The organism is Bacillus sp. z60-11 (assembly GCF_046464135.1).
Classification (GTDB): domain Bacteria; phylum Bacillota; class Bacilli; order Bacillales; family Bacillaceae; genus Bacillus; species Bacillus sonorensis_A.
In genome coordinates this window covers 24056-46954 of the sequence record NZ_JBIYSN010000009.1, presented here as the reverse complement: position 1 = coordinate 46954, position 22899 = coordinate 24056, and the positions used below count along the sequence as shown (strand labels likewise).

Here is a 22899-nt window from a genome sequence, read left to right as displayed (position 1 = left end):
AACGTTTGATGACAAGTATTCAAAGGCGGTATCCGCCGTTATGGATGAAAGTTGAGAAAACAGCTGCGCCTGTTTTCTAAACAGAGTGGAACCGCGCGTCAAAAAGCGTCTCTGTCAGATGACAGAGGCGTTTTTTTTATATCGCCGGAACAAAAGGACAGAAGGAAGCGGGGAAACGGGGGGAATCATGTGTTTTTTAAAATGCTGAAAGAAGACGTAGATGTTGTTTTTGACCAAGATCCGGCTGCAAGAAGTTATTTCGAAGTCATCTTAACATATTCAGGATTGCATGCTATATGGGCGCACCGAATTGCACATGCTTTATATAAAAGAAAAAGATTTTTTATCGCCAGAATCATCTCTCAAATCGCCCGCTTCTTTACGGGAATCGAAATTCATCCGGGGGCAAAGATCGGCAGGAGGTTTTTCATCGATCACGGGATGGGGGTCGTAATCGGCGAAACCTGTGAGATCGGCAACAATGTCACGGTTTTTCAAGGCGTAACGCTCGGAGGGACAGGAAAAGAAAAAGGAAAAAGGCATCCGACAATCGAGGATGATGCTCTCATATCAACAGGGGCAAAGGTGCTGGGCTCGATTACGATTGGGAGAGGATCAAAGATCGGCGCTGGGTCCGTCGTCCTGCACGACGTCCCTGAATGCTCCACCGTTGTCGGCATCCCGGGGCGCGTCGTCGTGCAAAATGGCAAGAAAATTAAGCGCGACCTGAATCATCAGGATTTGCCCGATCCGGTGGCTGACCGCTTTAAAGAGCTGGAAAATGAAATCAGGCAGCTGAAACAGGAGCTCCAGAGAAAAGAAAGGGAAGATGAGCTGTGACACTTAAACTGTATAATACACTCACGCGAAAAAAAGAGCCGTTTGTGCCTATTGAAGAAGGCAAGGTCAAAATGTATGTGTGCGGTCCGACCGTCTATAACTACATCCATATCGGAAACGCAAGGCCGGCTATCGTTTATGATACGGTCAGAAAGTATTTAGAGTATAAAGGCTATGACGTCCAATATGTCTCCAATTTTACAGATGTCGATGACAAATTAATTAAAGCGGCTAATGAGCTTGGAGAGGAAGTGCCGGTCATCGCCGAACGCTTTATTAAGGCATACTTCGAAGACGTCGGTTCACTGGGCTGCACAAAAGCTGACTGCCATCCGCGCGTCACTGAAAACATGGATGAAATCATCGATTTTATTCAGACGCTGATCGATAAGGGCTATGCCTATGAGGCGGACGGAGATGTTTATTATAAAACAAGATCGTTTGCAGGCTATGGAAAGCTGTCTCACCAATCGGTCGATGAGCTGAGATCAGGCGCCCGGATTCAAGTGGGCGAAAAGAAAGAAGATGCGCTCGATTTTACATTATGGAAAGCGGCTAAAGATAACGAAATCTCCTGGGAAAGCCCTTGGGGAAAAGGCCGTCCCGGCTGGCATATCGAGTGCTCTGCGATGGCGAGAAAATATTTGGGCGATTCGATCGACATTCACGCCGGCGGTCAGGATCTGGCCTTCCCGCATCATGAAAACGAAATTGCCCAATCGGAAGCATTGACAGGGAAGCCGTTCGCGAAATATTGGCTTCATAACGGCTACATTAATATCGATAATGAAAAAATGTCAAAATCGCTCGGCAACTTTGTGCTTGTGCATGACATTATTAAAGAGCATGATCCGCAAGTGCTGCGATTTTTCATGCTGTCTGTTCATTACAGACATCCGATCAACTATTCGGTCGAACTTCTCGAGAACACAAAAAACGCTTTTGGGCGTCTAAAAACAGCTTATAGCAATTTGCAACACCGCCTGAAAAGCAGTACAAATTTAACAGAGGGCGATTCCGAATGGCTTGAAAAAATCGAGGAGCAAAGAAACGCATTTGAAACGGCAATGGATGACGATTTTAACACGGCGAATGCGATTTCCGTCCTGTTTGACCTGGCCAAACACGCCAACTACTATCTGCAGGAGAAAAATACCGCTGAACACGTCATTCAAGCATTCCTTCAGCTGTTTGATGAAATTTGCACTGTGCTCGGCTTTTCGCTCAAGGAGCAAGAGCTGTTGGACAGGGAAGTCGAGGAGCTGATCGAAAAGCGGAACGAAGCACGCAAAAACCGCGACTTTGCCACATCAGACCAAATTCGCGACAAGCTGAAAAGCATGAACATCATCTTGGAGGATACTCCTCAAGGAACGCGCTGGAAAAGAGGAGAATCATAAACATGAACTTGGAAACCATTAAAGACGCCAAACAATTAAATGGTTTGGCGCTTGCCTATATGGGTGATGCCGTTTTGGAAATATACGTCAGGCATCACCTGTTAAAGCAAGGCATGACCAAGCCCAATGATCTGCATAAGCGGTCAAGCCGCTATGTGTCCGCAAAATCGCAGGCGAGCATGCTGTTTGCCCTTGAGGAGCAGGGCTTTTTCACCGAAGAAGAAAAGGCTGTGCTGAGAAGAGGGCGGAATGCAAAATCCGGAACGGTGCCAAAAAACACGGATGTCCAAACGTACCGTTACAGTACAGCTTTTGAAGCCGTTATCGGGTACCTTTTCCTTGAAAACAGGGAAGAAAGGCTTGATGAGCTCATCAAAAAAGCGTTGGAAAAACGGGACGGCAGGGAGGAAGTCAAATGAGTCAGCAGCACGATTATGTCATAGGGAAAAACGCGGTAATTGAAACGTTGAAATCGGACCGTGAACTGTACAAGCTTTGGATGGCTGAAAACACAGTGAAGGGACAGGCTCAGCAAGTCGTTGACCTCGCAGCGAAAAAAGGCATCACGATTCATTATGTCCCGCGAAAAAAGCTTGATCAAATGGTTGATGGCCAGCATCAGGGCGTCGTCGCTCAGGTGGCGGCTTACAAGTATGCGGAGCTGGACGACCTTTTTCAAAAGGCCGAAGACAGAAATGAACAGCCGTTTATCATCGTTTTGGATGAAATCGAAGACCCGCATAATCTGGGATCGATTATGCGGACGGCTGACGCAGTCGGCGCCCACGGCATCATCATTCCGAAAAGGCGTGCCGTCGGCCTTACGACGACTGTCGCCAAAGCCTCGACAGGTGCGATAGAACATATTCCGGTTGCGAAAGTAACGAACTTGGCCCGGACATTGGATGATATGAAAGAGCGGGGCATCTGGGTCGTCGGCACCGATGCGTCAGGACAGCAGGACTACAGATCGATGGACGGAAACATGCCAATCGCGCTTGTCATCGGCAGCGAAGGCAAAGGCATGGGAAGGCTTGTCAAGGAAAAATGCGACTTTCTCATCCGCCTGCCCATGGCGGGAAAAGTCACATCGCTGAACGCCTCGGTTGCGGCCGGTCTTTTGCTGTATGAAGTCTACCGGAAACGAAGCCCTCTAGGAGATTAGACAAGGATGGACATCCTGTTAGTCGACGGCTATAACATGATTGGGGCATGGCCTCAGCTGAAAGATTTGAAAGCGAACAGCTTTGAAGAAGCCAGGGACCTTTTGATTCAAAAAATGGCGGAATATCAATCATACACCGGTTTTCGGGTCATTGTTGTCTTTGATGCGCATCTTGTCAAAGGGATCGAGAAAAAACGAATCAATCACCGCGTAGAGGTGATTTTCACAAGGGAAAATGAAACGGCCGACGAACGGATTGAAAAGCTTGCGTCAGATTTGAACAATATTCAGACGCAGATCCACGTTGCCACATCCGATTATACGGAGCAGTGGGCGATCTTTGGCCAGGGGGCACTGCGCAAATCGGCCAGGGAGCTGCTCAGGGAAGTTGAAGCGATTGAAAGAAAAATCGAAAAGAGGGTGAAAAAAATCACCTCAGAACGTCCTGTCGGGAAAATTCCTTTATCAGAAGATATCCTGAAGATCTTTGAAAAATGGCGGCGGGGCGATTTGGATTAGGTTGACGCTTTTTTGTCCATTACTGTATAATATTTCTATCTACGTGCGGTCGGGGGGATCGGAGTGAACTTACAAAACAACCAGGGAAAATTCAGCAAGGAACAGTTCAGCAAAGAACAGTTTTGCCAGTTGGAAGACGAGCAGGTCATTGAAATGGTTCATGTCGGAGACAGTGATGCGTTAGATTATTTGATTACAAAGTACCGTAATTTTGTAAGGGCAAAAGCGAGATCCTACTTTTTAATCGGGGCTGATCGGGAAGATATCGTTCAGGAAGGCATGATCGGACTCTACAAATCTATCCGTGATTTTAGAGAGGACAAGCTGACTTCATTCAAAGCTTTTGCAGAATTATGCATTACCCGCCAAATTATTACCGCTATCAAAACAGCTACTCGTCAGAAACATATTCCGCTCAATTCGTATGTGTCGCTGGACAAGCCCATTTATGACGAAGAGTCAGACCGGACGCTTCTCGATGTGATTTCAGGAGCGAAAGTGATGAACCCTGAGGAACTGATTATCAATCAGGAAGAATTCGATGACATCGAGCTGAAGATGGGAGAATTGCTTAGTGATTTGGAAAGAAAAGTTCTTGCGCTCTATCTCGACGGAAGATCCTATCAGGAAATCTCTGAAGAATTAAACCGCCATGTAAAATCAATCGACAATGCGCTTCAGCGCGTCAAAAGGAAGCTTGAAAAGTACCTCGAGCTCCGCGAGATCAGCTTGTAGCCGATGCTTATGGCATATTGACAGCAATTTTAGGACTGTGATATGTTACTTAGGAAATGCTAGTCCAGAAAAAGGTGTAAACATGAAGAAAAAAATAACGTTGGCCTGTAAAAATTGCGGAAACCGTAATTATACGACAATGAAAAGCTCCGCAGCTTTGGCTGAACGGCTCGAAGTAAAGAAATACTGCAATAACTGCAATTCACATACAGTACATCTGGAAACAAAATAGGCTTTTGTTTTTGGGTTGTGGAGGTTTCTTATATTATGAAATTCTTAAAGAATGTCGGAAAAGAAATGAAAAAGGTCACCTGGCCTAAAGGAAAAGAGTTAACGCGCTATACGATCACCGTTATAACCACCGTTATCTTTTTCGCCATCTTTTTTGCACTCATCGATTCGGGTATTACGCAAATAATTCGTTTAATAGTTGAATAATGATCAGCATAACGTGTTATAATAGATCTAAATATCACTTGCCAAAAAACCCGTTTAACGGGTTTTTTCATTGTTTCAAAATATGAGGCTCGTATAAAAGAACCGTCAGTTTCCCGTACGGCCAATAAACTTTTAAGGTGTGGGGAGGGAAGGACTAGAAAGGTCCTGAATGAGAATGGAAAAGAAATGGTATGTTGTTCACACGTACTCCGGTTATGAAAACAAGGTAAAGGCGAACTTGGAGAAGCGGGTAGAATCGATGGGAATGCAAGATAAAATCTTCCGCGTCGTTGTGCCTGAAGAAGAAGAGACGGATATTAAAAACGGCAAGAAAAAGGTTGTCAAAAAGAAGGTGTTCCCTGGCTATGTTCTTGTAGAGCTGGTCATGACGGACGATTCCTGGTATGTTGTTCGGAATACGCCGGGGGTGACAGGATTTGTCGGTTCAGCGGGGTCCGGTTCAAAACCGACGGCTTTGCTTCCGGGGGAAGCGGAAAAAATTCTGAAGCGGATGGGACTTGAAGAAAGAAAAACAGAAGTTGACTTTGAACTGAAAGAAACCGTTAAAGTCATCGATGGTCCATTTGCCGATTTCACAGGGACGATTGAAGAAATCGACCATGACAAAAACAAAGTCAAAGTATTTGTCAACATGTTCGGAAGGGAAACCCCTGTTGAGCTCGAATTTACTCAAGTTGACAAATTGTAATGGAAAAGCGCTTGAAATCACTATATAAAAGTGGTAATATACAAAGGTGCGTCTTGGCAAAAACGCCAAGGCAGCTAGCTTGATATTTTCATCATTCATATAAAGAATGAGACCTTGAGTGGGAGGGTTCACCCTATTACCACATCACGGACTTTAAGGAGGTGTGTCTCGTGGCTAAAAAAGTAGTTAAAGTTGTAAAATTGCAAATTCCTGCTGGGAAAGCGAATCCAGCTCCGCCAGTTGGTCCTGCATTAGGTCAAGCCGGTGTTAACATCATGGGATTCTGTAAGGAGTTTAACGCTCGTACATCTGACCAGGCTGGTCTTATCATTCCTGTAGAAATTTCGGTTTACGAAGACCGTTCATTTACATTTATTACAAAAACTCCGCCTGCTGCTGTATTGCTTAAAAAAGCGGCTGGAATTGAGTCAGGTTCTGGTGAGCCTAACCGTAATAAAGTCGCAACCGTTAAACGCGATAAAGTACGTGAAATCGCCGAAACAAAAATGCCTGACCTGAATGCGGCAGATGTTGAAGCGGCTATGCGTATGGTTGAAGGAACTGCCCGCAGTATGGGTATTGTGATCGAAGATTAATCTTTTGTTTCTTTGCTGGGTTGCGAGTTTGGATTAGACAAGTTCGCAACCCTTATTCGTGGGAGGTTATTCCGCTAAAACCACTAAGGAGGAAATTTTAAAATGGCTAAAAAAGGTAAAAAATACGTCGAAGCTGCCAAGCTTGTAGAGCGTACAAAAGCTTACGATGTAAACGAAGCGATCGAGCTTGTGAAAAAAACAAACACAGCTAAATTCGACGCTACTGTTGAAGCAGCGTTTCGTTTAGGTGTTGACCCTCGTAAAAACGACCAGCAAATCCGCGGTGCAGTTGTTCTTCCAAACGGAACAGGTAAAACGCAGCGCGTCCTTGTTTTCGCTAAAGGAGAAAAAGCGAAAGAAGCTGAAGCTGCTGGTGCAGATTATGTAGGCGATGCTGATTACATCAACAAAATCCAGCAAGGCTGGTTTGATTTTGATGTCATCGTTGCAACTCCTGACGTGATGGGTGAAGTCGGTAAAATCGGACGCGTGCTTGGACCAAAAGGTCTGATGCCAAACCCTAAAACAGGAACCGTTACATTTGAAGTTGAAAAAGCAGTTAAAGAAATCAAAGCGGGTAAAGTTGAATACCGCGTCGATAAAGCAGGAAACATCCATGTTCCAATCGGAAAAGTGTCATTCGAAGAAGGGAAGCTTGTTGAAAACTTCGCGACAATGTATGACACAATTTTGAAAGCAAAACCTGCTGCTGCTAAAGGTGTATACGTGAAAAACGTATCTGTTACATCTACAATGGGACCTGGAATCAAAGTGGACCCTTCAACTTTTAACGTAAAATAATATTGACTCTTATCACGCGCTTTGATATAATTCATAGCGTTGTATAATAAAATATGTCCATTTATACCGTAGACAGTAGGTGCCTTTCAAGGCTTAATTTCCTACCGAGGTGTATATATATCACAGCTTTACGCTACGATGCTTGTATATACAGCCTCCATGTCGAATGGAGGCTTTTTATATGAAACCAGTCGTTAAAGAACGTGATCACCAAACGGTATAAGTGTTACACAAATGAATTCTTACAGGAGGTGTAACCATGAGCAGCGCAATTGAAACAAAAAAAGTTGTTGTCGAAGAGATTGCTTCTAAACTGAAAGAAAGTAAATCAACGATCATCGTTGACTATCGCGGTCTTAACGTATCTGAAGTAACAGAACTTCGTAAACAGCTTCGCGAAGCTAACGTTGAGTTCAAAGTTTACAAAAATACAATGACTCGCCGTGCGGTTGAACAAGCTGAACTGAGTGGTTTGAACGATTTCTTAACTGGACCGAATGCGATTGCATTCAGCACTGAAGATGTTGTCGCTCCGGCTAAAGTTCTTAACGAGTTTGCTAAAAAGCACGAAGCTCTTGAAATCAAAGCCGGCGTTATCGAAGGCAATGTTGCTACTGTTGAAGAAGTGAAAGCTCTTGCTGAACTTCCATCACGCGAAGGCTTGCTTTCCATGTTGCTTAGCGTACTTCAAGCTCCAGTTCGCAACCTTGCTCTTGCTGCAAAAGCTGTGGCAGATCAGAAGGAAGAACAAGGCGCTTAATTTAATCGTTTTTCAAATTTAAAACAAATGGAGGAATTACAAATGGCTTTAAATATCGAAGAAATCATTGCTTCCGTTAAAGAAGCAACTGTGCTTGAATTGAACGACTTAGTAAAAGCAATCGAAGAAGAATTTGGCGTAACTGCTGCTGCTCCTGTAGCTGTAGCTGGTGGAGCTGCTGGCGGCGCTGCTGCTGAAGAGAAAACTGAATTTGATCTTGTTCTTGCTGGTGCAGGGGATCAAAAAATCAAAGTTATCAAAGTTGTTCGTGAAATCACTGGTCTTGGCTTGAAAGAAGCTAAAGAACTTGTTGACAACACGCCAAAACCTCTTAAAGAAGGTATTGCGAAAGAAGAAGCTGAAGAGCTTAAAGCTAAACTTGAAGAAGTTGGCGCTTCTGTAGAAGTTAAGTAATCTTCACCTAATCTTTAGGGGAAAGCTCGCTTTTAAAAGCGGGCTTTTTCTTTGCTAATTAATTGTAGTCCCTTCCGCATAAGAAAAGCCATCTTGTCTCAAGATATCTGGAGAGTTCACCAACTGAGGAGGTTCTGTGATGACTGACCATTATTATTCGGAAAAACCTTCAGCAAAAAGCAGCAGAAAAACGTGGACATTTCGTTTGAGAAACCGGACGTTTACTTTTATCAGCGACAGCGGGGTCTTTTCAAAAAAAGAGGTGGACTTTGGTTCAAGGCTGCTGATTGAAGCTTTCCGTGAACCTGATGCAGAAGGTGATTTTTTGGATGTAGGCTGCGGATATGGCCCGATTGGCCTTTCGCTTGCTGCGGATTTCGAAGATCGGACGGTTCACATGATTGATGTCAATGAAAGAGCTGTCGAACTATCGAAGGAAAACGCGTTAAACAATCAGATCAACAATGTTGAAGTATATCAAAGCGATCTGTTTTCCAACGTCGAACCTGCAAAAAAATTCGCTTCCATTATCACAAATCCCCCTATACGTGCCGGGAAAAAAACAGTACACGCCATCTTTGAAAACAGCGCTGAACATTTGCGGCCTTCAGGCGACTTGTGGGTCGTCATTCAGAAAAAACAAGGCGGTCCTTCTGCCATTGATAAATTAAAAGAACTTTTTGCGGACGTTGAAGTCGTTCAAAAAAAGAAAGGGTACTATATCATCAGAGCAAAAAAAGTTTGACTCGAATTTTCAGCTATGTTAACATTATAAAATGCCAATGTATATATTTTGCTGCCGTTTTTAAGAAACGCCTCAGCCTGTATAAAATATACATTTTTGGGAACACTAATAAAATCGGTATTTTGTTTTTGGATGTGGTTTTCTAAATTAGAAACCCTTTTTTCTTTTGTCTTGTAAAAGTATTTCTTACATATTTGCGGAGAAATGCTTGTTACACATATATTACGCATGATTTGAGGGGTGAATCAGTTGACAGGTCAACTAGTTCAGTATGGACGACACCGCCAGCGCAGAAGCTATGCACGCATTAGCGAAGTGTTAGAATTACCAAATCTCATTGAAATTCAAACCTCTTCTTATCAGTGGTTTCTTGATGAGGGTCTTAGAGAGATGTTTCAAGACATATCGCCAATTGAGGATTTCACTGGTAACCTCTCTCTGGAATTTATCGACTACAGCTTGGGTGAGCCTAAGTATCCGGTAGAAGAATCAAAAGAACGAGACGTGACTTACTCAGCGCCGCTGCGGGTCAAAGTTCGCTTAATCAACAAAGAGACCGGCGAGGTCAAGGATCAGGACGTCTTTATGGGCGACTTCCCTATTATGACTGATACTGGAACCTTCATTATCAACGGTGCGGAGCGCGTTATCGTATCCCAGCTCGTTCGTTCTCCAAGTGTATATTACAGTGGTAAAGTTGACAAAAACGGTAAGAAAGGTTTTACTGCGACTGTCATTCCAAACCGTGGCGCATGGTTAGAATACGAGACTGATGCGAAAGATGTTGTTTATGTCCGCATTGATCGCACACGTAAGTTGCCGGTTACGGTTCTTTTGCGTGCTCTCGGCTTCGGATCTGATCAGGAGATTATCGATCTGATCGGTGAAAACGAGTATTTGCGCAATACGCTTGATAAAGATAATACCGAAAACACCGACAAAGCGCTTCTTGAAATCTATGAGCGTCTCCGTCCGGGAGAGCCGCCTACGGTAGAAAACGCAAAAAGCTTGCTTGATTCAAGATTCTTCGATCCAAAAAGATATGATCTTGCGAGTGTAGGACGCTACAAAATTAATAAAAAGCTTCATATCAAAAACCGCCTTTTCAATCAGCGGCTTGCTGAAACGCTTGTGGATCCTGAAACAGGTGAAATCATTGCTGAAAAAGGTGCGATTTTGGACAGAAGAACACTTGATAAAGTGCTGCCGTATCTAGAAGAAGGAATCGGTTTTAAAAAGCTTTATCCAAATGGCGGAGTAGTCGAAGATGAAGTGACGCTTCAATCGATCAAAATCTACGCCCCTACCGATCAAGAAGGCGAGCAGACAATCAATGTGATTGGAAATGCTTTTATCGAAGAAGGCGTCAAAAATATCACTCCTTCCGATATCATTTCTTCGATCAGTTATTTCTTTAACCTGCTTCACGGAGTAGGCGATACCGATGATATTGACCATCTGGGCAACCGCCGTCTTCGTTCAGTAGGCGAGCTTCTGCAAAACCAGTTCCGCATCGGTTTGAGCAGAATGGAGCGTGTTGTTCGTGAAAGAATGTCTATTCAAGATACAAACACGATCACACCGCAGCAGTTGATTAATATTCGCCCGGTTATCGCTTCAATTAAAGAATTTTTCGGAAGCTCACAGCTTTCTCAATTCATGGACCAGACGAATCCTCTCGCTGAGCTGACGCATAAGCGTCGTCTATCAGCGCTTGGACCTGGCGGTTTGACCCGTGAGCGTGCCGGAATGGAAGTGCGTGACGTTCACTACTCCCACTACGGCCGGATGTGTCCGATTGAAACGCCTGAGGGTCCGAACATCGGCTTGATCAACTCGCTTTCTTCATTTGCGAAAGTGAACCGTTTCGGATTTATCGAAACACCGTACCGCCGTGTTGATCCTGAGACAGGAAAAGTAACGCCGAGGATCGACTACTTAACGGCTGATGAAGAAGATAACTATGTTGTTGCACAGGCAAACGCACGCCTTAATGACGACGGATCATTTGTAGACGACAGCATCGTCGCCCGCTTCAGAGGTGAGAACACTGTTGTTTCCAAAGACCGCGTCGATTACATGGACGTTTCTCCTAAGCAGGTTGTTTCTGCTGCAACCGCATGTATTCCTTTCTTGGAAAACGATGACTCAAACCGCGCCCTGATGGGAGCGAACATGCAGCGTCAGGCTGTGCCGCTTATGCAGCCTGAATCACCAGTTGTCGGAACAGGAATGGAATACGTGTCTGCAAAAGACTCCGGTGCAGCTGTGATTTGCCGCCATCCGGGAATCGTTGAACGGGTGGAAGCGAAAAACGTATGGGTGCGCCGCTATGAAGAAATCGACGGCCAAAAAGTTAAAGGAAACCTTGATAAATACAGCTTGCTGAAGTTTGTCCGTTCCAACCAGGGAACATGCTACAACCAGCGTCCGATCGTAAGCGTCGGAGACGAAGTTGAAAAAGGTGAAATTTTAGCTGACGGTCCATCCATGGAAAAAGGTGAACTTGCCCTTGGACGCAACGTCATGGTCGGCTTTATGACATGGGATGGCTACAACTATGAGGACGCCATCATCATGAGCGAACGCCTTGTAAAAGACGACGTTTATACGTCTATCCATATTGAAGAATACGAATCAGAAGCCCGGGATACAAAACTCGGACCTGAAGAAATCACCCGCGATATTCCGAACGTCGGTGAGGATGCTCTCCGCAATCTCGATGAACGCGGAATCATCCGTGTCGGTGCCGAAGTGAAAGACGGGGACCTTCTTGTTGGTAAAGTCACGCCTAAAGGTGTGACAGAGCTTACAGCGGAAGAGCGCCTGCTACACGCCATCTTTGGAGAAAAAGCGCGCGAAGTCCGCGATACGTCACTCCGTGTTCCGCACGGCGGCGGCGGAATCATCCTTGATGTTAAAGTCTTCAACCGCGAAGACGGGGATGAACTGCCTCCTGGCGTCAACCAGCTTGTCCGCGTGTACATCGTTCAGAAGCGTAAGATTTCTGAAGGGGACAAAATGGCCGGACGTCACGGTAACAAAGGTGTTATTTCGAAAATTCTTCCGGAAGAAGATATGCCGTATCTTCCTGACGGTACACCGATCGATATCATGTTAAACCCGCTCGGTGTTCCATCGCGTATGAACATCGGGCAGGTATTGGAGCTTCACCTCGGTATGGCTGCACGCCGACTCGGCCTGCATGTTGCATCACCGGTATTCGACGGCGCCCGCGAGGAAGACGTGTGGGAAACGCTTGAAGAAGCCGGCATGTCACGAGATGCGAAAACCGTCCTTTACGACGGCCGCACCGGTGAGCCATTTGATAACAGGGTTTCCGTGGGAATCATGTATATGATCAAACTTGCCCACATGGTTGACGACAAATTGCATGCCCGTTCAACCGGTCCTTATTCACTCGTTACCCAGCAGCCTCTCGGAGGTAAAGCACAGTTCGGCGGACAGCGTTTCGGTGAGATGGAAGTATGGGCGCTCGAAGCTTACGGCGCGGCATACACGCTGCAAGAAATTCTCACTGTCAAATCCGACGATGTCGTGGGCCGTGTGAAAACTTATGAAGCCATCGTAAAAGGAGACAACGTTCCAGAACCTGGCGTTCCAGAGTCGTTCAAAGTATTGATCAAAGAGCTTCAAAGCTTGGGTATGGACGTTAAAATTCTTTCAAGCGATGAAGAAGAAATTGAAATGAGAGACTTGGAAGACGATGAAGATGCAAAACAAAACGAAGGTCTTTCATTATCAAACGATGATGAAGGCGAAGATTTTGTTTCTGCTGATGCTGAACGAGACGTCGTCACAAAAGAATAACTGAATTTTTTACGCAAGTGACAGGGTATAACCCGAAGATAAAAAGGGAGGTAGGCCCCTTGCTGGATGTGAACAATTTTGAGTATATGAACATCGGTCTCGCTTCACCTGATAAAATCCGTTCATGGTCTTACGGAGAAGTGAAAAAGCCTGAAACAATCAACTATCGTACTTTGAAACCTGAAAAAGATGGTCTATTCTGCGAGCGCATTTTCGGTCCTCAAAAGGACTGGGAATGCCATTGCGGGAAGTACAAGCGGGTTCGTTATAAAGGCGTAGTCTGCGACCGTTGTGGAGTAGAAGTAACCCGGGCTAAAGTCCGTCGTGAGAGAATGGGGCATATCGAGCTGGCAGCCCCGGTTTCTCACATCTGGTATTTCAAAGGAATCCCAAGCCGTATGGGTCTTGTGCTGGATATGTCTCCGCGCGCATTGGAAGAAGTCATTTACTTTGCTTCTTATGTCGTAACAGATCCGGCCAATACGCCGCTTGAGAAAAAGCAGCTTCTTTCTGAAAAAGAATACCGTGCGTACCTTGATAAATACGGCAATAAATTTCAAGCTTCCATGGGGGCTGAAGCGATTCATAAGCTCCTTCAAGATATCGATCTTGACAAGGAAGTGGATATGCTCAAAGAAGAGCTGAAAACGTCTCAAGGACAGCGCCGTACGCGTGCGATCAAGCGTCTTGAAGTGTTGGAAGCGTTCCGTAACTCCGGAAACAAACCGTCTTGGATGATCCTTGACGTTCTTCCGGTCATTCCACCTGAGCTGAGACCTATGGTGCAGCTTGACGGCGGACGTTTTGCGACTTCTGACCTTAACGACCTTTACCGCCGCGTCATCAACCGTAACAATCGTTTAAAACGTCTACTGGATCTTGGAGCACCGAGCATTATCGTTCAAAACGAAAAGCGTATGCTTCAGGAAGCCGTTGACGCGCTGATCGATAACGGACGCAGAGGACGTCCGGTTACGGGACCTGGAAACAGACCGCTCAAATCCCTTTCTCACATGCTGAAAGGTAAACAGGGCCGTTTCCGTCAAAACCTTCTCGGTAAGCGTGTTGACTATTCAGGCCGTTCGGTTATCGTCGTAGGTCCGAACCTGAAAATGTACCAATGCGGCCTTCCGAAAGAGATGGCTTTGGAGCTGTTCAAGCCATTCGTCATGAAAGAGCTTGTCGAAAAAGGTCTTGCCCACAATATTAAGAGTGCGAAGCGTAAAATTGAGCGCGTTCAGCCTGAAGTATGGGATGTTCTTGAATCAGTCATCAAGGAACACCCGGTTCTGCTCAACCGTGCACCTACGCTTCACAGGCTGGGGATCCAAGCGTTTGAACCAACGCTTGTTGAAGGCCGCGCCATCCGTCTTCACCCGCTTGTATGTACGGCATACAACGCTGACTTTGACGGTGACCAAATGGCCGTTCACGTTCCATTATCAGCCGAAGCGCAAGCTGAAGCGCGTATTCTGATGCTTGCTGCGCAAAACATCTTGAACCCTAAAGACGGAAAACCGGTTGTTACACCGTCTCAGGATATGGTTCTTGGAAACTACTACCTGACGCTTGAACGCCCTGGTGCTGTCGGCGAAGGTATGGTTTTCAAAGATACAGATGAAGCGCTGCTTGCTTATCAAAACGGATATGTTCATTTGCATACGAGAGTGGCCGTTGCGGTTAACTCCCTGAAAAATGAAACATTCACAGAAGAACAGCGTTCAAAACTGCTGATTACAACAGTCGGAAAGCTGATCTTCAATGAAATTCTTCCGGCTTCGTTCCCATACATGAACGAACCGACGAAGAGCAATATTGAAGAAAAAACGCCTGACCGTTTCTTCCTGGACTACGGAGCCGATGTGAAAGAGGCGATTCAAAAGCAAGAAATCAATCCGCCGTTCAAAAAAGGCATCCTAGGTAAAATCATTGCGGAGATCTTCAAAAGATTCCACATTACAGAAACGTCAAAAATGCTTGATCGCATGAAGAATCTCGGCTTTAAATATTCAACAAAAGCCGGTATCACGGTCGGTGTTTCCGATATCGTCGTCTTGGATGACAAACAGGAAATTCTTGAGGAAGCACAAGGAAAAGTCGATAACGTTCTGAAGCAGTTCAGACGCGGTCTGATTACAGAAGAAGAGCGTTATGAACGCGTCATTTCCATCTGGAGTGCGGCTAAGGATACGATCCAAGGCAAGCTGATGAAATCCTTGGATGAAATCAACCCGATCTATATGATGAGTGATTCCGGAGCCCGGGGTAACGCATCAAACTTTACGCAGCTTGCGGGTATGCGGGGTCTGATGGCCAACCCGGCCGGACGGATTATCGAGCTTCCGATCAAGTCAAGTTTCCGCGAAGGTTTAACGGTTCTGGAGTACTTTATCTCCACACACGGTGCGCGTAAAGGTCTTGCCGATACAGCGCTGAAGACAGCCGACTCAGGCTACTTGACAAGACGTCTTGTAGACGTTGCCCAAGATGTCATCATTCGTGAGACAGATTGCGGCACTGACCGCGGTATTCTTGCAAAAGCCATCACAGAAGGCACAGAAGTGATCGAGCGTCTTGAAGAACGTCTCATTGGCCGCTTTGCAAGAAAGCCTGTTAAACATCCGGAAACCGGCGAAGTGATCGTGAACGAAAACGAGCTGATCGACGAGGACAAAGCGCTTGAAATCGTCGAAGCCGGCATCGAAGAAGTATGGATTCGTTCCGCCTTTACATGTAATACGTCACACGGGGTATGTAAACGATGCTATGGCCGCAACCTGGCGACAGGAACCGATGTTGAAGTCGGTGAAGCAGTCGGAATCATCGCTGCCCAATCCATCGGTGAGCCTGGTACACAGCTAACAATGCGTACCTTCCATACGGGCGGTGTTGCCGGAGACGATATTACACAAGGTTTGCCGCGTATTCAGGAATTATTTGAAGCGCGTAACCCTAAAGGTCAGGCGACGATCTCTGAAATTGACGGTGTCGTAGCTGAAATCAATGAAGTTCGCGATAAACAGCAGGAAATCGTCGTTCAGGGTGAAGTTGAAAGCCGTTCTTATACGGCGCCGTACAACGCCCGTCTGAAAGTAACTGAAGGAGAGAAAATCTCCCGCGGTCAGGTTCTGACGGAAGGTTCGGTCGATCCGAAAGAGCTTCTGAAAGTAACCGACATTACGACGGTTCAGGAATATCTGCTTCACGAAGTGCAGAAGGTTTACCGTATGCAGGGGGTTGAAATCGGAGATAAGCACGTTGAAGTTATGGTCCGCCAGATGCTTCGCAAAGTGCGTGTGATCGATGCCGGTGATACAGATGTACTGCCTGGCACACTTCTCGATATTCACCAGTTTACACAAGCGAACAAAAAGGTGCTGCTTGAAGGAAAACGACCTGCAACAGGCCGTCCGGTGCTGCTCGGTATCACAAAAGCGTCTCTTGAAACGGATTCCTTCTTGTCTGCCGCGTCATTCCAGGAAACAACACGCGTCCTGACAGATGCAGCAATCAAAGGAAAACGGGATGAACTTCTCGGCCTGAAAGAGAATGTCATCATCGGTAAGCTTGTCCCGGCGGGAACAGGTATGCTCAACTACCGTAAAGTGAAGCCGGTATTGCAAGTTCAATCTTCCGATGAAATGGTTCCGGCAGAATAGATTTAAAATATCCTAAAGAAGGATGTCACTAAAAATTGTCATACTATGTTGACATCCTTCTTTCAGGATGATAATATAACCAAGGTGCTCAATTTAAACCTGTTACTTTGGAGGATGTCTTATGTCTTATGATAAAGTATCACAGGCTCAATCAATCATCATCGGTACGAAGCAGACAGTTAAAGCACTCAAACGAAATTCTGTAAAGGAAGTTGTCGTTGCGAAAGACGCAGATCCCCATCTGACAGCAGGTGTTATTCACCTGGCGAATGAACAGGGTGTTCCCGTCTCATTGGCTGAGTCCATGAAAAAGCTCGGCAAAGCTTGCGGAATTGAAGTCGGTGCGGCAGCTGTTGCCATTATTCAATAACGTACTCGTTGTTTTTGCTTTTATGCAAAGGCATTGTTTTTTGCTTTTAAATGAACCACCTGGGTATGTGGGTTATAAAACATGATGAAGGGAGGAAATACAACATGCCTACAATTAATCAGTTAGTACGCAAGGGACGTGTGAACAAAGTTGAAACTTCCAAGTCTCCTGCACTTAACAAAGGATACAACAGCTTTAAGAAAGAGCACACTAACGTGTCTTCACCACAAAAACGCGGGGTATGTACTCGTGTTGGTACAATGACACCGAAGAAGCCGAACTCAGCGCTTCGTAAATATGCCCGTGTTCGTTTGACAAACGGAATCGAGGTTACTGCCTACATTCCTGGTATCGGACACAACCTGCAAGAGCACAGTGTCGTATTAATCCGCGGCGGACGTGTTAAAGACTTACCGGGGGTACGCTACCACATCGTGCGTGGCGCACTTGATACTGCCGGAGTTGAAAACCGTGCACAAGGCCGTTCTAAATACGGTACAAAACGTCCTAAGAAAAAATAATGCAGTTTAAATACAAATAAAAGGGTTTTTAAAAGCAAGGAGTTCTGGCAATGCTGTTAAGGGCATTGTGCTTCCGCCCGAAAAGCGGATGCCGCCTCTACGGGCATAGCCGCGAAATTCCTCGCTTATTCAAACCCGTAACAAGAGAAGGGAGGATAATCAGATGCCACGTAAAGGTCCTGTAGCAAAAAGAGACGTTTTACCTGATCCGATTTACAATTCTAAGCTGGTTACTCGTTTGATCAACAAAATGATGATCGACGGTAAAAAAGGTAAAGCTCAAACAATCCTATACAAGTCATTCGATATCATTAAAGAACGTACCGGCAACGATGCAATGGAGGTTTTCGAACAAGCATTGAAAAACATCATGCCTGTACTTGAAGTAAAAGCACGCCGTGTAGGTGGTGCGAACTACCAAGTGCCTGTAGAGGTTCGTCCTGAACGTCGTACGACTCTTGGACTTCGCTGGTTGGTAAACTACGCTCGTCTTCGCGGAGAAAAAACGATGGAAGAGCGTTTAGCCAACGAAATTTTAGATGCAGCCAACAACACTGGTGCTGCTGTTAAGAAACGTGAAGATACTCATAAGATGGCTGAAGCGAACAAAGCGTTTGCTCACTATCGCTGGTAATCTTTAACGACAAAATATTATTCCCTAAGAAGGAAGGAGAAAAGACCCAATGGCAAGAGAGTTCTCCTTAGAAAAAACTCGTAATATCGGGATCATGGCTCACATCGATGCCGGTAAGACGACAACAACTGAACGTATCTTGTTCTATACAGGCCGTATTCATAAAATTGGTGAAACTCATGAAGGGGCTTCCCAAATGGACTGGATGGAGCAGGAACAAGAACGCGGTATCACGATTACATCTGCTGCGACAACCGCACAATGGAAAGGCCACCGCGTTAACATCATCGATACACCAGGACACGTAGACTTCACTGTAGAGGTTGAACGTTCCCTGCGCGTACTTGATGGTGCCGTTGCCGTTCTTGACGCTCAATCAGGCGTTGAGCCGCAAACTGAAACAGTTTGGCGTCAGGCAACAACTTACGGAGTACCTCGTATCGTATTTGTCAACAAAATGGACAAAACCGGTGCGGATTTCCTTTACTCTGTAGGAACTCTTAGAGACCGTCTTGAGGCGAACGCTCACGCGATCCAATTACCGATTGGCGCCGAAGACAACTTTGAAGGGATCATCGATCTTGTAGAAAACGTTGCGTATTACTACGAAGATGATCTTGGAACACGCTCTGAAGCGCGTGAAATCCCTGCTGAGTACAAAGATAAAGCTGAAGAGCTTCGCGCCAGCTTAATTGAAGCTGTTGCCGAGCTTGATGAAGAGCTTATGATGAAGTACTTGGAAGGCGAAGAAATCACAATTGACGAGCTGAAAGCAGCAATCCGTAAAGGAACTTGTAACGTTGAGTTCTACCCGGTTCTTTGTGGTTCAGCTTTCAAAAACAAAGGTGTTCAATTAGTGCTTGATGCAGTTCTTGACTACCTTCCAGCTCCAACTGATGTTGAAGCGATCAAAGGTATTGTGCCTGATACTGACGAAGAGGTTACTCGTGAGTCTTCTGACGATGCACCTTTCTCAGCGTTGGCATTTAAAGTTATGACCGACCCTTATGTCGGTAAACTGACATTCTTCCGTGTGTACTCAGGAACGCTTGATTCCGGTTCATACGTAAGAAACTCAACAAAAGGCAAACGTGAGCGTGTCGGACGTATCCTGCAAATGCACGCCAACAGCCGTGAAGAAATCTCTACTGTATACGCAGGAGATATCGCAGCAGCTGTAGGTCTGAAAGATACGACGACTGGTGACACGCTTTGCGACGAGAAAAGCCTGGTTATCCTGGAATCAATGGAATTCCCTGAGCCGGTTATCCACGTTGCAATCGAGCCTAAGTCAAAAGCCGACCAAGACAAAATGTCTACAGCGCTGTCTAAACTGGCTGAAGAAGATCCAACTTTCCGCGCGCATACCGATGCGGAAACTGGTCAAACGATCATCGGCGGTATGGGTGAGCTTCACCTTGATATCATCGTTGACCGTATGAAACGCGAATTTAAAGTTGAAGCCAACGTAGGTGCTCCTCAAGTTGCGTATCGTGAAACATTCCGTGCGAGCGCGCAAGTTGAAGGTAAATTCGTACGTCAATCTGGTGGACGCGGACAATTCGGACACGTTTGGATCGAATTCTCTCCAAACGAAGAAGGAAAAGGCTTTGAATTCGAAAACGCAATCGTCGGTGGTGTCGTTCCACGTGAATACATTCCGGCTGTTCAAGCGGGACTTGAAGATGCGCTGCAAAACGGTGTAATCGCAGGCTACCCGGTTATCGACATCAAAGCTAAATTGTATGATGGTTCTTACCATGATGTTGACTCAAACGAAATGGCGTTTAAAATCGCCGCTTCTATGGCGCTTAAAAACGCTGCAAGCAAATGTAGCCCGGTTCTTCTTGAGCCGATTGCGAAAGTTGAAGTCGTTATCCCTGAAGAATACATGGGAGACATCATGGGTGACATCACATCACGCCGTGGACGCGTAGAAGGTATGGAAGGCCGCGGAAACGCTCAAGTTGTTCGCGCAATGGTTCCGCTTTCTGAAATGTTTGGATACGCAACTGCGCTTCGTTCAAACACGCAAGGCCGCGGTACGTTCACAATGCACTTTGATCACTATGAAGAAGTGCCTAAGAGCATCAGTGATGAGATCATCAAAAAAAATAAAGGCGAATAATTGATTTTGCCGCTTCATTAAAGTATAACTACTATTGTAAGATGAGAAAGTGAAACACAGCTTTCACTTTCTATCACTCTATATCAATAAAATAACCTTTTTAAGGAGGATTTTCAGAATGGCTAAAGAAAAATTCGACCGTTCCAAATCACATGCCAACATTGGTACAATTGGACACGTTGACCATGGTAAAACTACATTAACAGCTGCTATCACTACAGTACTTCATAAGAAATCTGGTAAAGGTACTGCTATGGCATACGACCAAATCGATGGTGCTCCAGAAGAGCGCGAGCGTGGAATCACAATCTCTACTGCACACGTTGAGTATGAAACTGATACTCGTCACTATGCACACGTTGACTGCCCAGGACACGCTGACTATGTTAAAAACATGATCACAGGTGCTGCGCAAATGGACGGAGCGATCCTTGTTGTATCTGCTGCTGACGGCCCAATGCCGCAAACTCGTGAGCACATCCTTCTTTCTCGTAACGTTGGCGTGCCTTACATCGTAGTATTCTTGAACAAATGCGACATGGTAGACGATGAAGAGCTTCTTGAACTAGTTGAAATGGAAGTTCGTGACCTTCTTTCTGAGTACGAATTCCCTGGTGATGATGTACCAGTTATCAAAGGTTCTGCTCTTAAAGCTCTTGAAGGTGATGCTGATTACGAAGCTAAAATCTTCGAACTGATGGATGCGGTTGACGAGTACATCCCAACTCCAGAGCGCGATACTGACAAACCATTCATGATGCCTGTTGAGGACGTATTCTCAATCACTGGTCGTGGAACAGTTGCTACTGGACGCGTAGAGCGCGGTCAAGTTAAAGTCGGTGACGAAGTTGAAATCATCGGTCTTCAAGAAGAAAACAAGAAAACAACTGTTACAGGTGTTGAAATGTTCCGTAAGCTTCTTGACTATGCTGAAGCTGGAGACAACATCGGTGCACTTCTTCGCGGTGTATCTCGTGAAGAAATCCAACGTGGTCAAGTACTTGCTCAACCAGGTACTATCACTCCGCACAAAAAATTTAAAGCTGAAGTTTACGTTCTTTCTAAAGAAGAGGGTGGACGTCACACTCCATTCTTCTCTAACTACCGTCCTCAGTTCTACTTCCGTACAACTGACGTAACGGGTATCATTCAGCTTCCAGAAGGCGTAGAAATGGTTATGCCTGGAGACAACATCGAAATGACTGTTGAATTGATTTCAACAATCGCGATCGAAGACGGAACTCGCTTCTCTATCCGTGAAGGTGGACGTACAGTAGGTTCTGGTGTTGTAACTTCTATCACCGAATAATACTTAAAAATAAAAAAACGGGATCCGGATGGATCTCGTTTTTTTATGTATCGCATGTTTGGTAGAGGGATTTATTTTCCGGCTTCATATCCTTGATTAACACAGTCTGAATCTGTATAATAAAAAAAGTGTGCAAACACGGTTAATATTTAATATTGCCTTGCAACATGCCTATAAATTTTGTATAATAGTGCATGTTGGTCTTTGACTGCGATGAAGTGAGAGGTTGCTGACACACCCGGCCGCTTTGCCATGGCAAGGTGATGCAGGTTTTTCTCACGGAGAATTGTCTAACGTAAGTAGGCGAAAAGGAGGGAAAATAATGGCAAAACAAAAAATTCGTATTCGTTTAAAAGCGTATGATCATAGAATCCTTGATCAATCTGCTGAGAAGATTGTTGAAACGGCAAAACGTTCCGGTGCCAGCGTATCTGGTCCGATTCCATTGCCAACTGAGAAATCAGTTTACACAATCCTTCGTGCGGTGCACAAATACAAAGATTCTCGTGAGCAATTTGAAATGCGTACACATAAACGTTTAATCGACATTGTGAACCCAACACCGCAAACTGTCGATGCTCTAATGCGATTAGATCTACCATCTGGTGTCGATATCGAAATTAAACTTTAATCTAAAATATAGAATGATCTTTATAGGAGGTGTGACGAATGACCAAAGGAATCTTAGGAAGAAAAATTGGTATGACGCAAGTTTTCGCAGAAAACGGTGATCTTATTCCGGTAACTGTTATCGAAGCTGCAGCTAACGTTGTACTTCAAAAGAAAACAGCTGAAAACGACGGCTACGAAGCGATTCAGATCGGTTTTGACGACAAGCGCGATAAGCTTGCCAACAAGCCGGAAAAAGGCCACGTCGCAAAAGCGGAAACTGCACCTAAGCGCTTCGTTAAAGAACTACGCGGAGTGGATATGGATGCGTATGAAGTTGGTCAGGAAGTCAAAGTTGATATTTTCTCTAACGGAGAAATCGTAGATGTAACAGGAACATCAAAAGGTAAAGGTTTCCAAGGTGCGATCAAACGCCACGGACAATCTCGTGGACCTATGTCTCACGGTTCCCGCTACCATCGTCGTCCTGGTTCAATGGGACCGGTAGACCCTAACCGTGTATTCAAAGGAAAACTGTTGCCTGGACGTATGGGCGGAGAGCAGATCACTGTTCAAAACCTTGAAATCGTAAAAGTTGATGCAGAACGCAACCTTCTTTTAGTTAAAGGTAACGTTCCTGGTGCCAAAAAATCTCTAGTCACTATTAAAAGTGCAGTTAAATCTAAATAACTCTTTAGGAAAGGAGGAAATTGATC

The 22899-nt window shown here is 45.4% G+C and carries 22 protein-coding genes, 1 pseudogene and 2 other annotated features (1 of these 25 running past the window's edge); all 23 genes and pseudogenes read left to right on the top strand.

Annotated features, from left to right (window positions below; genetic code table 11):
• Positions 1 to 116, top strand: a binding site (T-box leader); it begins 116 nt to the left of the window's first position.
• Between the two features lie 73 nt (positions 117 to 189).
• The 23 genes and pseudogenes from cysE (at position 190) to rplC (ending at position 22873) form a co-directional block, all read left to right on the top strand.
• Positions 190 to 840 (top strand): serine O-acetyltransferase, encoded by a 651-nt coding sequence (gene cysE / locus ACINLD_RS20980; RefSeq protein WP_026586085.1) that lies wholly within the window; start codon positions 190 to 192, stop codon positions 838 to 840.
• A complete protein-coding gene (cysS, locus tag ACINLD_RS20975; RefSeq protein ID WP_077735270.1) occupies positions 837 to 2240 on the top strand; it encodes a cysteine--tRNA ligase in 1404 nt (467 codons plus the stop codon). Before cysE ends, cysS begins: the two co-directional genes overlap by 4 nt.
• Positions 2241 to 2242: 2 nt before the next feature.
• Positions 2243 to 2702 (top strand): annotated as a pseudogene (locus ACINLD_RS20970) (Mini-ribonuclease 3).
• Positions 2656 to 3405, top strand: coding sequence for a 23S rRNA (guanosine(2251)-2'-O)-methyltransferase RlmB (gene rlmB / locus ACINLD_RS20965; RefSeq protein ID WP_077735271.1), 750 nt, complete (start codon positions 2656 to 2658; stop codon positions 3403 to 3405). The pseudogene ACINLD_RS20970 and the gene rlmB overlap by 47 nt, the downstream one beginning before the upstream one ends.
• A 6-nt stretch (positions 3406 to 3411) precedes the next feature.
• The gene (gene rae1, locus ACINLD_RS20960; protein ID WP_410207170.1) at positions 3412 to 3924 is read left to right on the top strand and encodes a ribosome-dependent mRNA decay endonuclease Rae1/YacP; all 513 of its coding nucleotides are present in this window, start codon (positions 3412 to 3414) and stop codon (positions 3922 to 3924) included.
• Between the two features lie 63 nt (positions 3925 to 3987).
• Entirely contained in the window at positions 3988 to 4659 is a 672-nt protein-coding gene (sigH, locus tag ACINLD_RS20955) for an RNA polymerase sporulation sigma factor SigH (protein ID WP_026586080.1), read from the top strand.
• 82 nt (positions 4660 to 4741) lie between these two features.
• Entirely contained in the window at positions 4742 to 4891 is a 150-nt protein-coding gene (gene rpmG / locus ACINLD_RS20950; protein WP_006640304.1) for a 50S ribosomal protein L33, read from the top strand.
• Positions 4892 to 4926: 35 nt separating this feature from the next.
• Positions 4927 to 5097: a preprotein translocase subunit SecE gene (secE, locus tag ACINLD_RS20945; RefSeq protein ID WP_026586079.1), complete on the top strand. Its 171-nt coding sequence runs from the start codon at positions 4927 to 4929 to the stop codon at positions 5095 to 5097.
• Between the two features lie 175 nt (positions 5098 to 5272).
• Entirely contained in the window at positions 5273 to 5806 is a 534-nt protein-coding gene (gene nusG / locus ACINLD_RS20940; RefSeq protein ID WP_026586078.1) for a transcription termination/antitermination protein NusG, read from the top strand.
• A gap of 170 nt (positions 5807 to 5976) precedes the next feature.
• Complete coding sequence (gene rplK / locus ACINLD_RS20935; protein ID WP_003178300.1) at positions 5977 to 6402, top strand: 50S ribosomal protein L11; 426 nt, start codon at positions 5977 to 5979, stop codon at positions 6400 to 6402.
• A 102-nt stretch (positions 6403 to 6504) separates the two neighbouring features.
• Positions 6505 to 7203, top strand: coding sequence for a 50S ribosomal protein L1 (gene rplA / locus ACINLD_RS20930; RefSeq protein WP_410207169.1), 699 nt, complete (start codon positions 6505 to 6507; stop codon positions 7201 to 7203).
• Between the two features lie 48 nt (positions 7204 to 7251).
• Positions 7252 to 7392 (top strand) — a sequence feature (ribosomal protein L10 leader region).
• 70 nt (positions 7393 to 7462) lie between these two features.
• On the top strand, positions 7463 to 7963 hold the full coding sequence (gene rplJ / locus ACINLD_RS20925; protein WP_026586076.1) for a 50S ribosomal protein L10: 501 nt from the start codon (positions 7463 to 7465) through the stop codon (positions 7961 to 7963).
• Positions 7964 to 8005: 42 nt separating this feature from the next.
• Positions 8006 to 8377: a 50S ribosomal protein L7/L12 gene (gene rplL, locus ACINLD_RS20920; RefSeq protein ID WP_026586075.1), complete on the top strand. Its 372-nt coding sequence runs from the start codon at positions 8006 to 8008 to the stop codon at positions 8375 to 8377.
• A 139-nt stretch (positions 8378 to 8516) separates the two neighbouring features.
• The gene (locus tag ACINLD_RS20915) at positions 8517 to 9122 is read left to right on the top strand and encodes a class I SAM-dependent methyltransferase (protein WP_026586074.1); all 606 of its coding nucleotides are present in this window, start codon (positions 8517 to 8519) and stop codon (positions 9120 to 9122) included.
• A gap of 249 nt (positions 9123 to 9371) precedes the next feature.
• Entirely contained in the window at positions 9372 to 12953 is a 3582-nt protein-coding gene (gene rpoB / locus ACINLD_RS20910; RefSeq protein ID WP_026586073.1) for a DNA-directed RNA polymerase subunit beta, read from the top strand.
• A 59-nt stretch (positions 12954 to 13012) separates the two neighbouring features.
• A complete protein-coding gene (gene rpoC, locus ACINLD_RS20905) occupies positions 13013 to 16612 on the top strand; it encodes a DNA-directed RNA polymerase subunit beta' (protein ID WP_026586072.1) in 3600 nt (1199 codons plus the stop codon).
• Positions 16613 to 16733: 121 nt separating this feature from the next.
• Positions 16734 to 16982 (top strand): 50S ribosomal protein L7ae-like protein, encoded by a 249-nt coding sequence (locus tag ACINLD_RS20900; protein ID WP_026586071.1) that lies wholly within the window; start codon positions 16734 to 16736, stop codon positions 16980 to 16982.
• Between the two features lie 104 nt (positions 16983 to 17086).
• Complete coding sequence (gene rpsL, locus ACINLD_RS20895) at positions 17087 to 17503, top strand: 30S ribosomal protein S12 (protein ID WP_006640313.1); 417 nt, start codon at positions 17087 to 17089, stop codon at positions 17501 to 17503.
• A 163-nt stretch (positions 17504 to 17666) separates the two neighbouring features.
• Positions 17667 to 18137: a 30S ribosomal protein S7 gene (gene rpsG, locus ACINLD_RS20890; protein ID WP_006640314.1), complete on the top strand. Its 471-nt coding sequence runs from the start codon at positions 17667 to 17669 to the stop codon at positions 18135 to 18137.
• A gap of 49 nt (positions 18138 to 18186) precedes the next feature.
• Positions 18187 to 20265, top strand: a complete 2079-nt coding sequence (gene fusA / locus ACINLD_RS20885) for an elongation factor G (protein WP_026586070.1) — start codon at positions 18187 to 18189, stop codon at positions 20263 to 20265.
• A gap of 118 nt (positions 20266 to 20383) precedes the next feature.
• Positions 20384 to 21574, top strand: coding sequence for an elongation factor Tu (tuf, locus tag ACINLD_RS20880; RefSeq protein ID WP_026586069.1), 1191 nt, complete (start codon positions 20384 to 20386; stop codon positions 21572 to 21574).
• 322 nt (positions 21575 to 21896) lie between these two features.
• Entirely contained in the window at positions 21897 to 22205 is a 309-nt protein-coding gene (gene rpsJ, locus ACINLD_RS20875; protein WP_003156464.1) for a 30S ribosomal protein S10, read from the top strand.
• Positions 22206 to 22243: 38 nt separating this feature from the next.
• A complete protein-coding gene (gene rplC, locus ACINLD_RS20870; RefSeq protein WP_026586068.1) occupies positions 22244 to 22873 on the top strand; it encodes a 50S ribosomal protein L3 in 630 nt (209 codons plus the stop codon).
• Positions 22874 to 22899 lie beyond the last annotated feature (26 nt).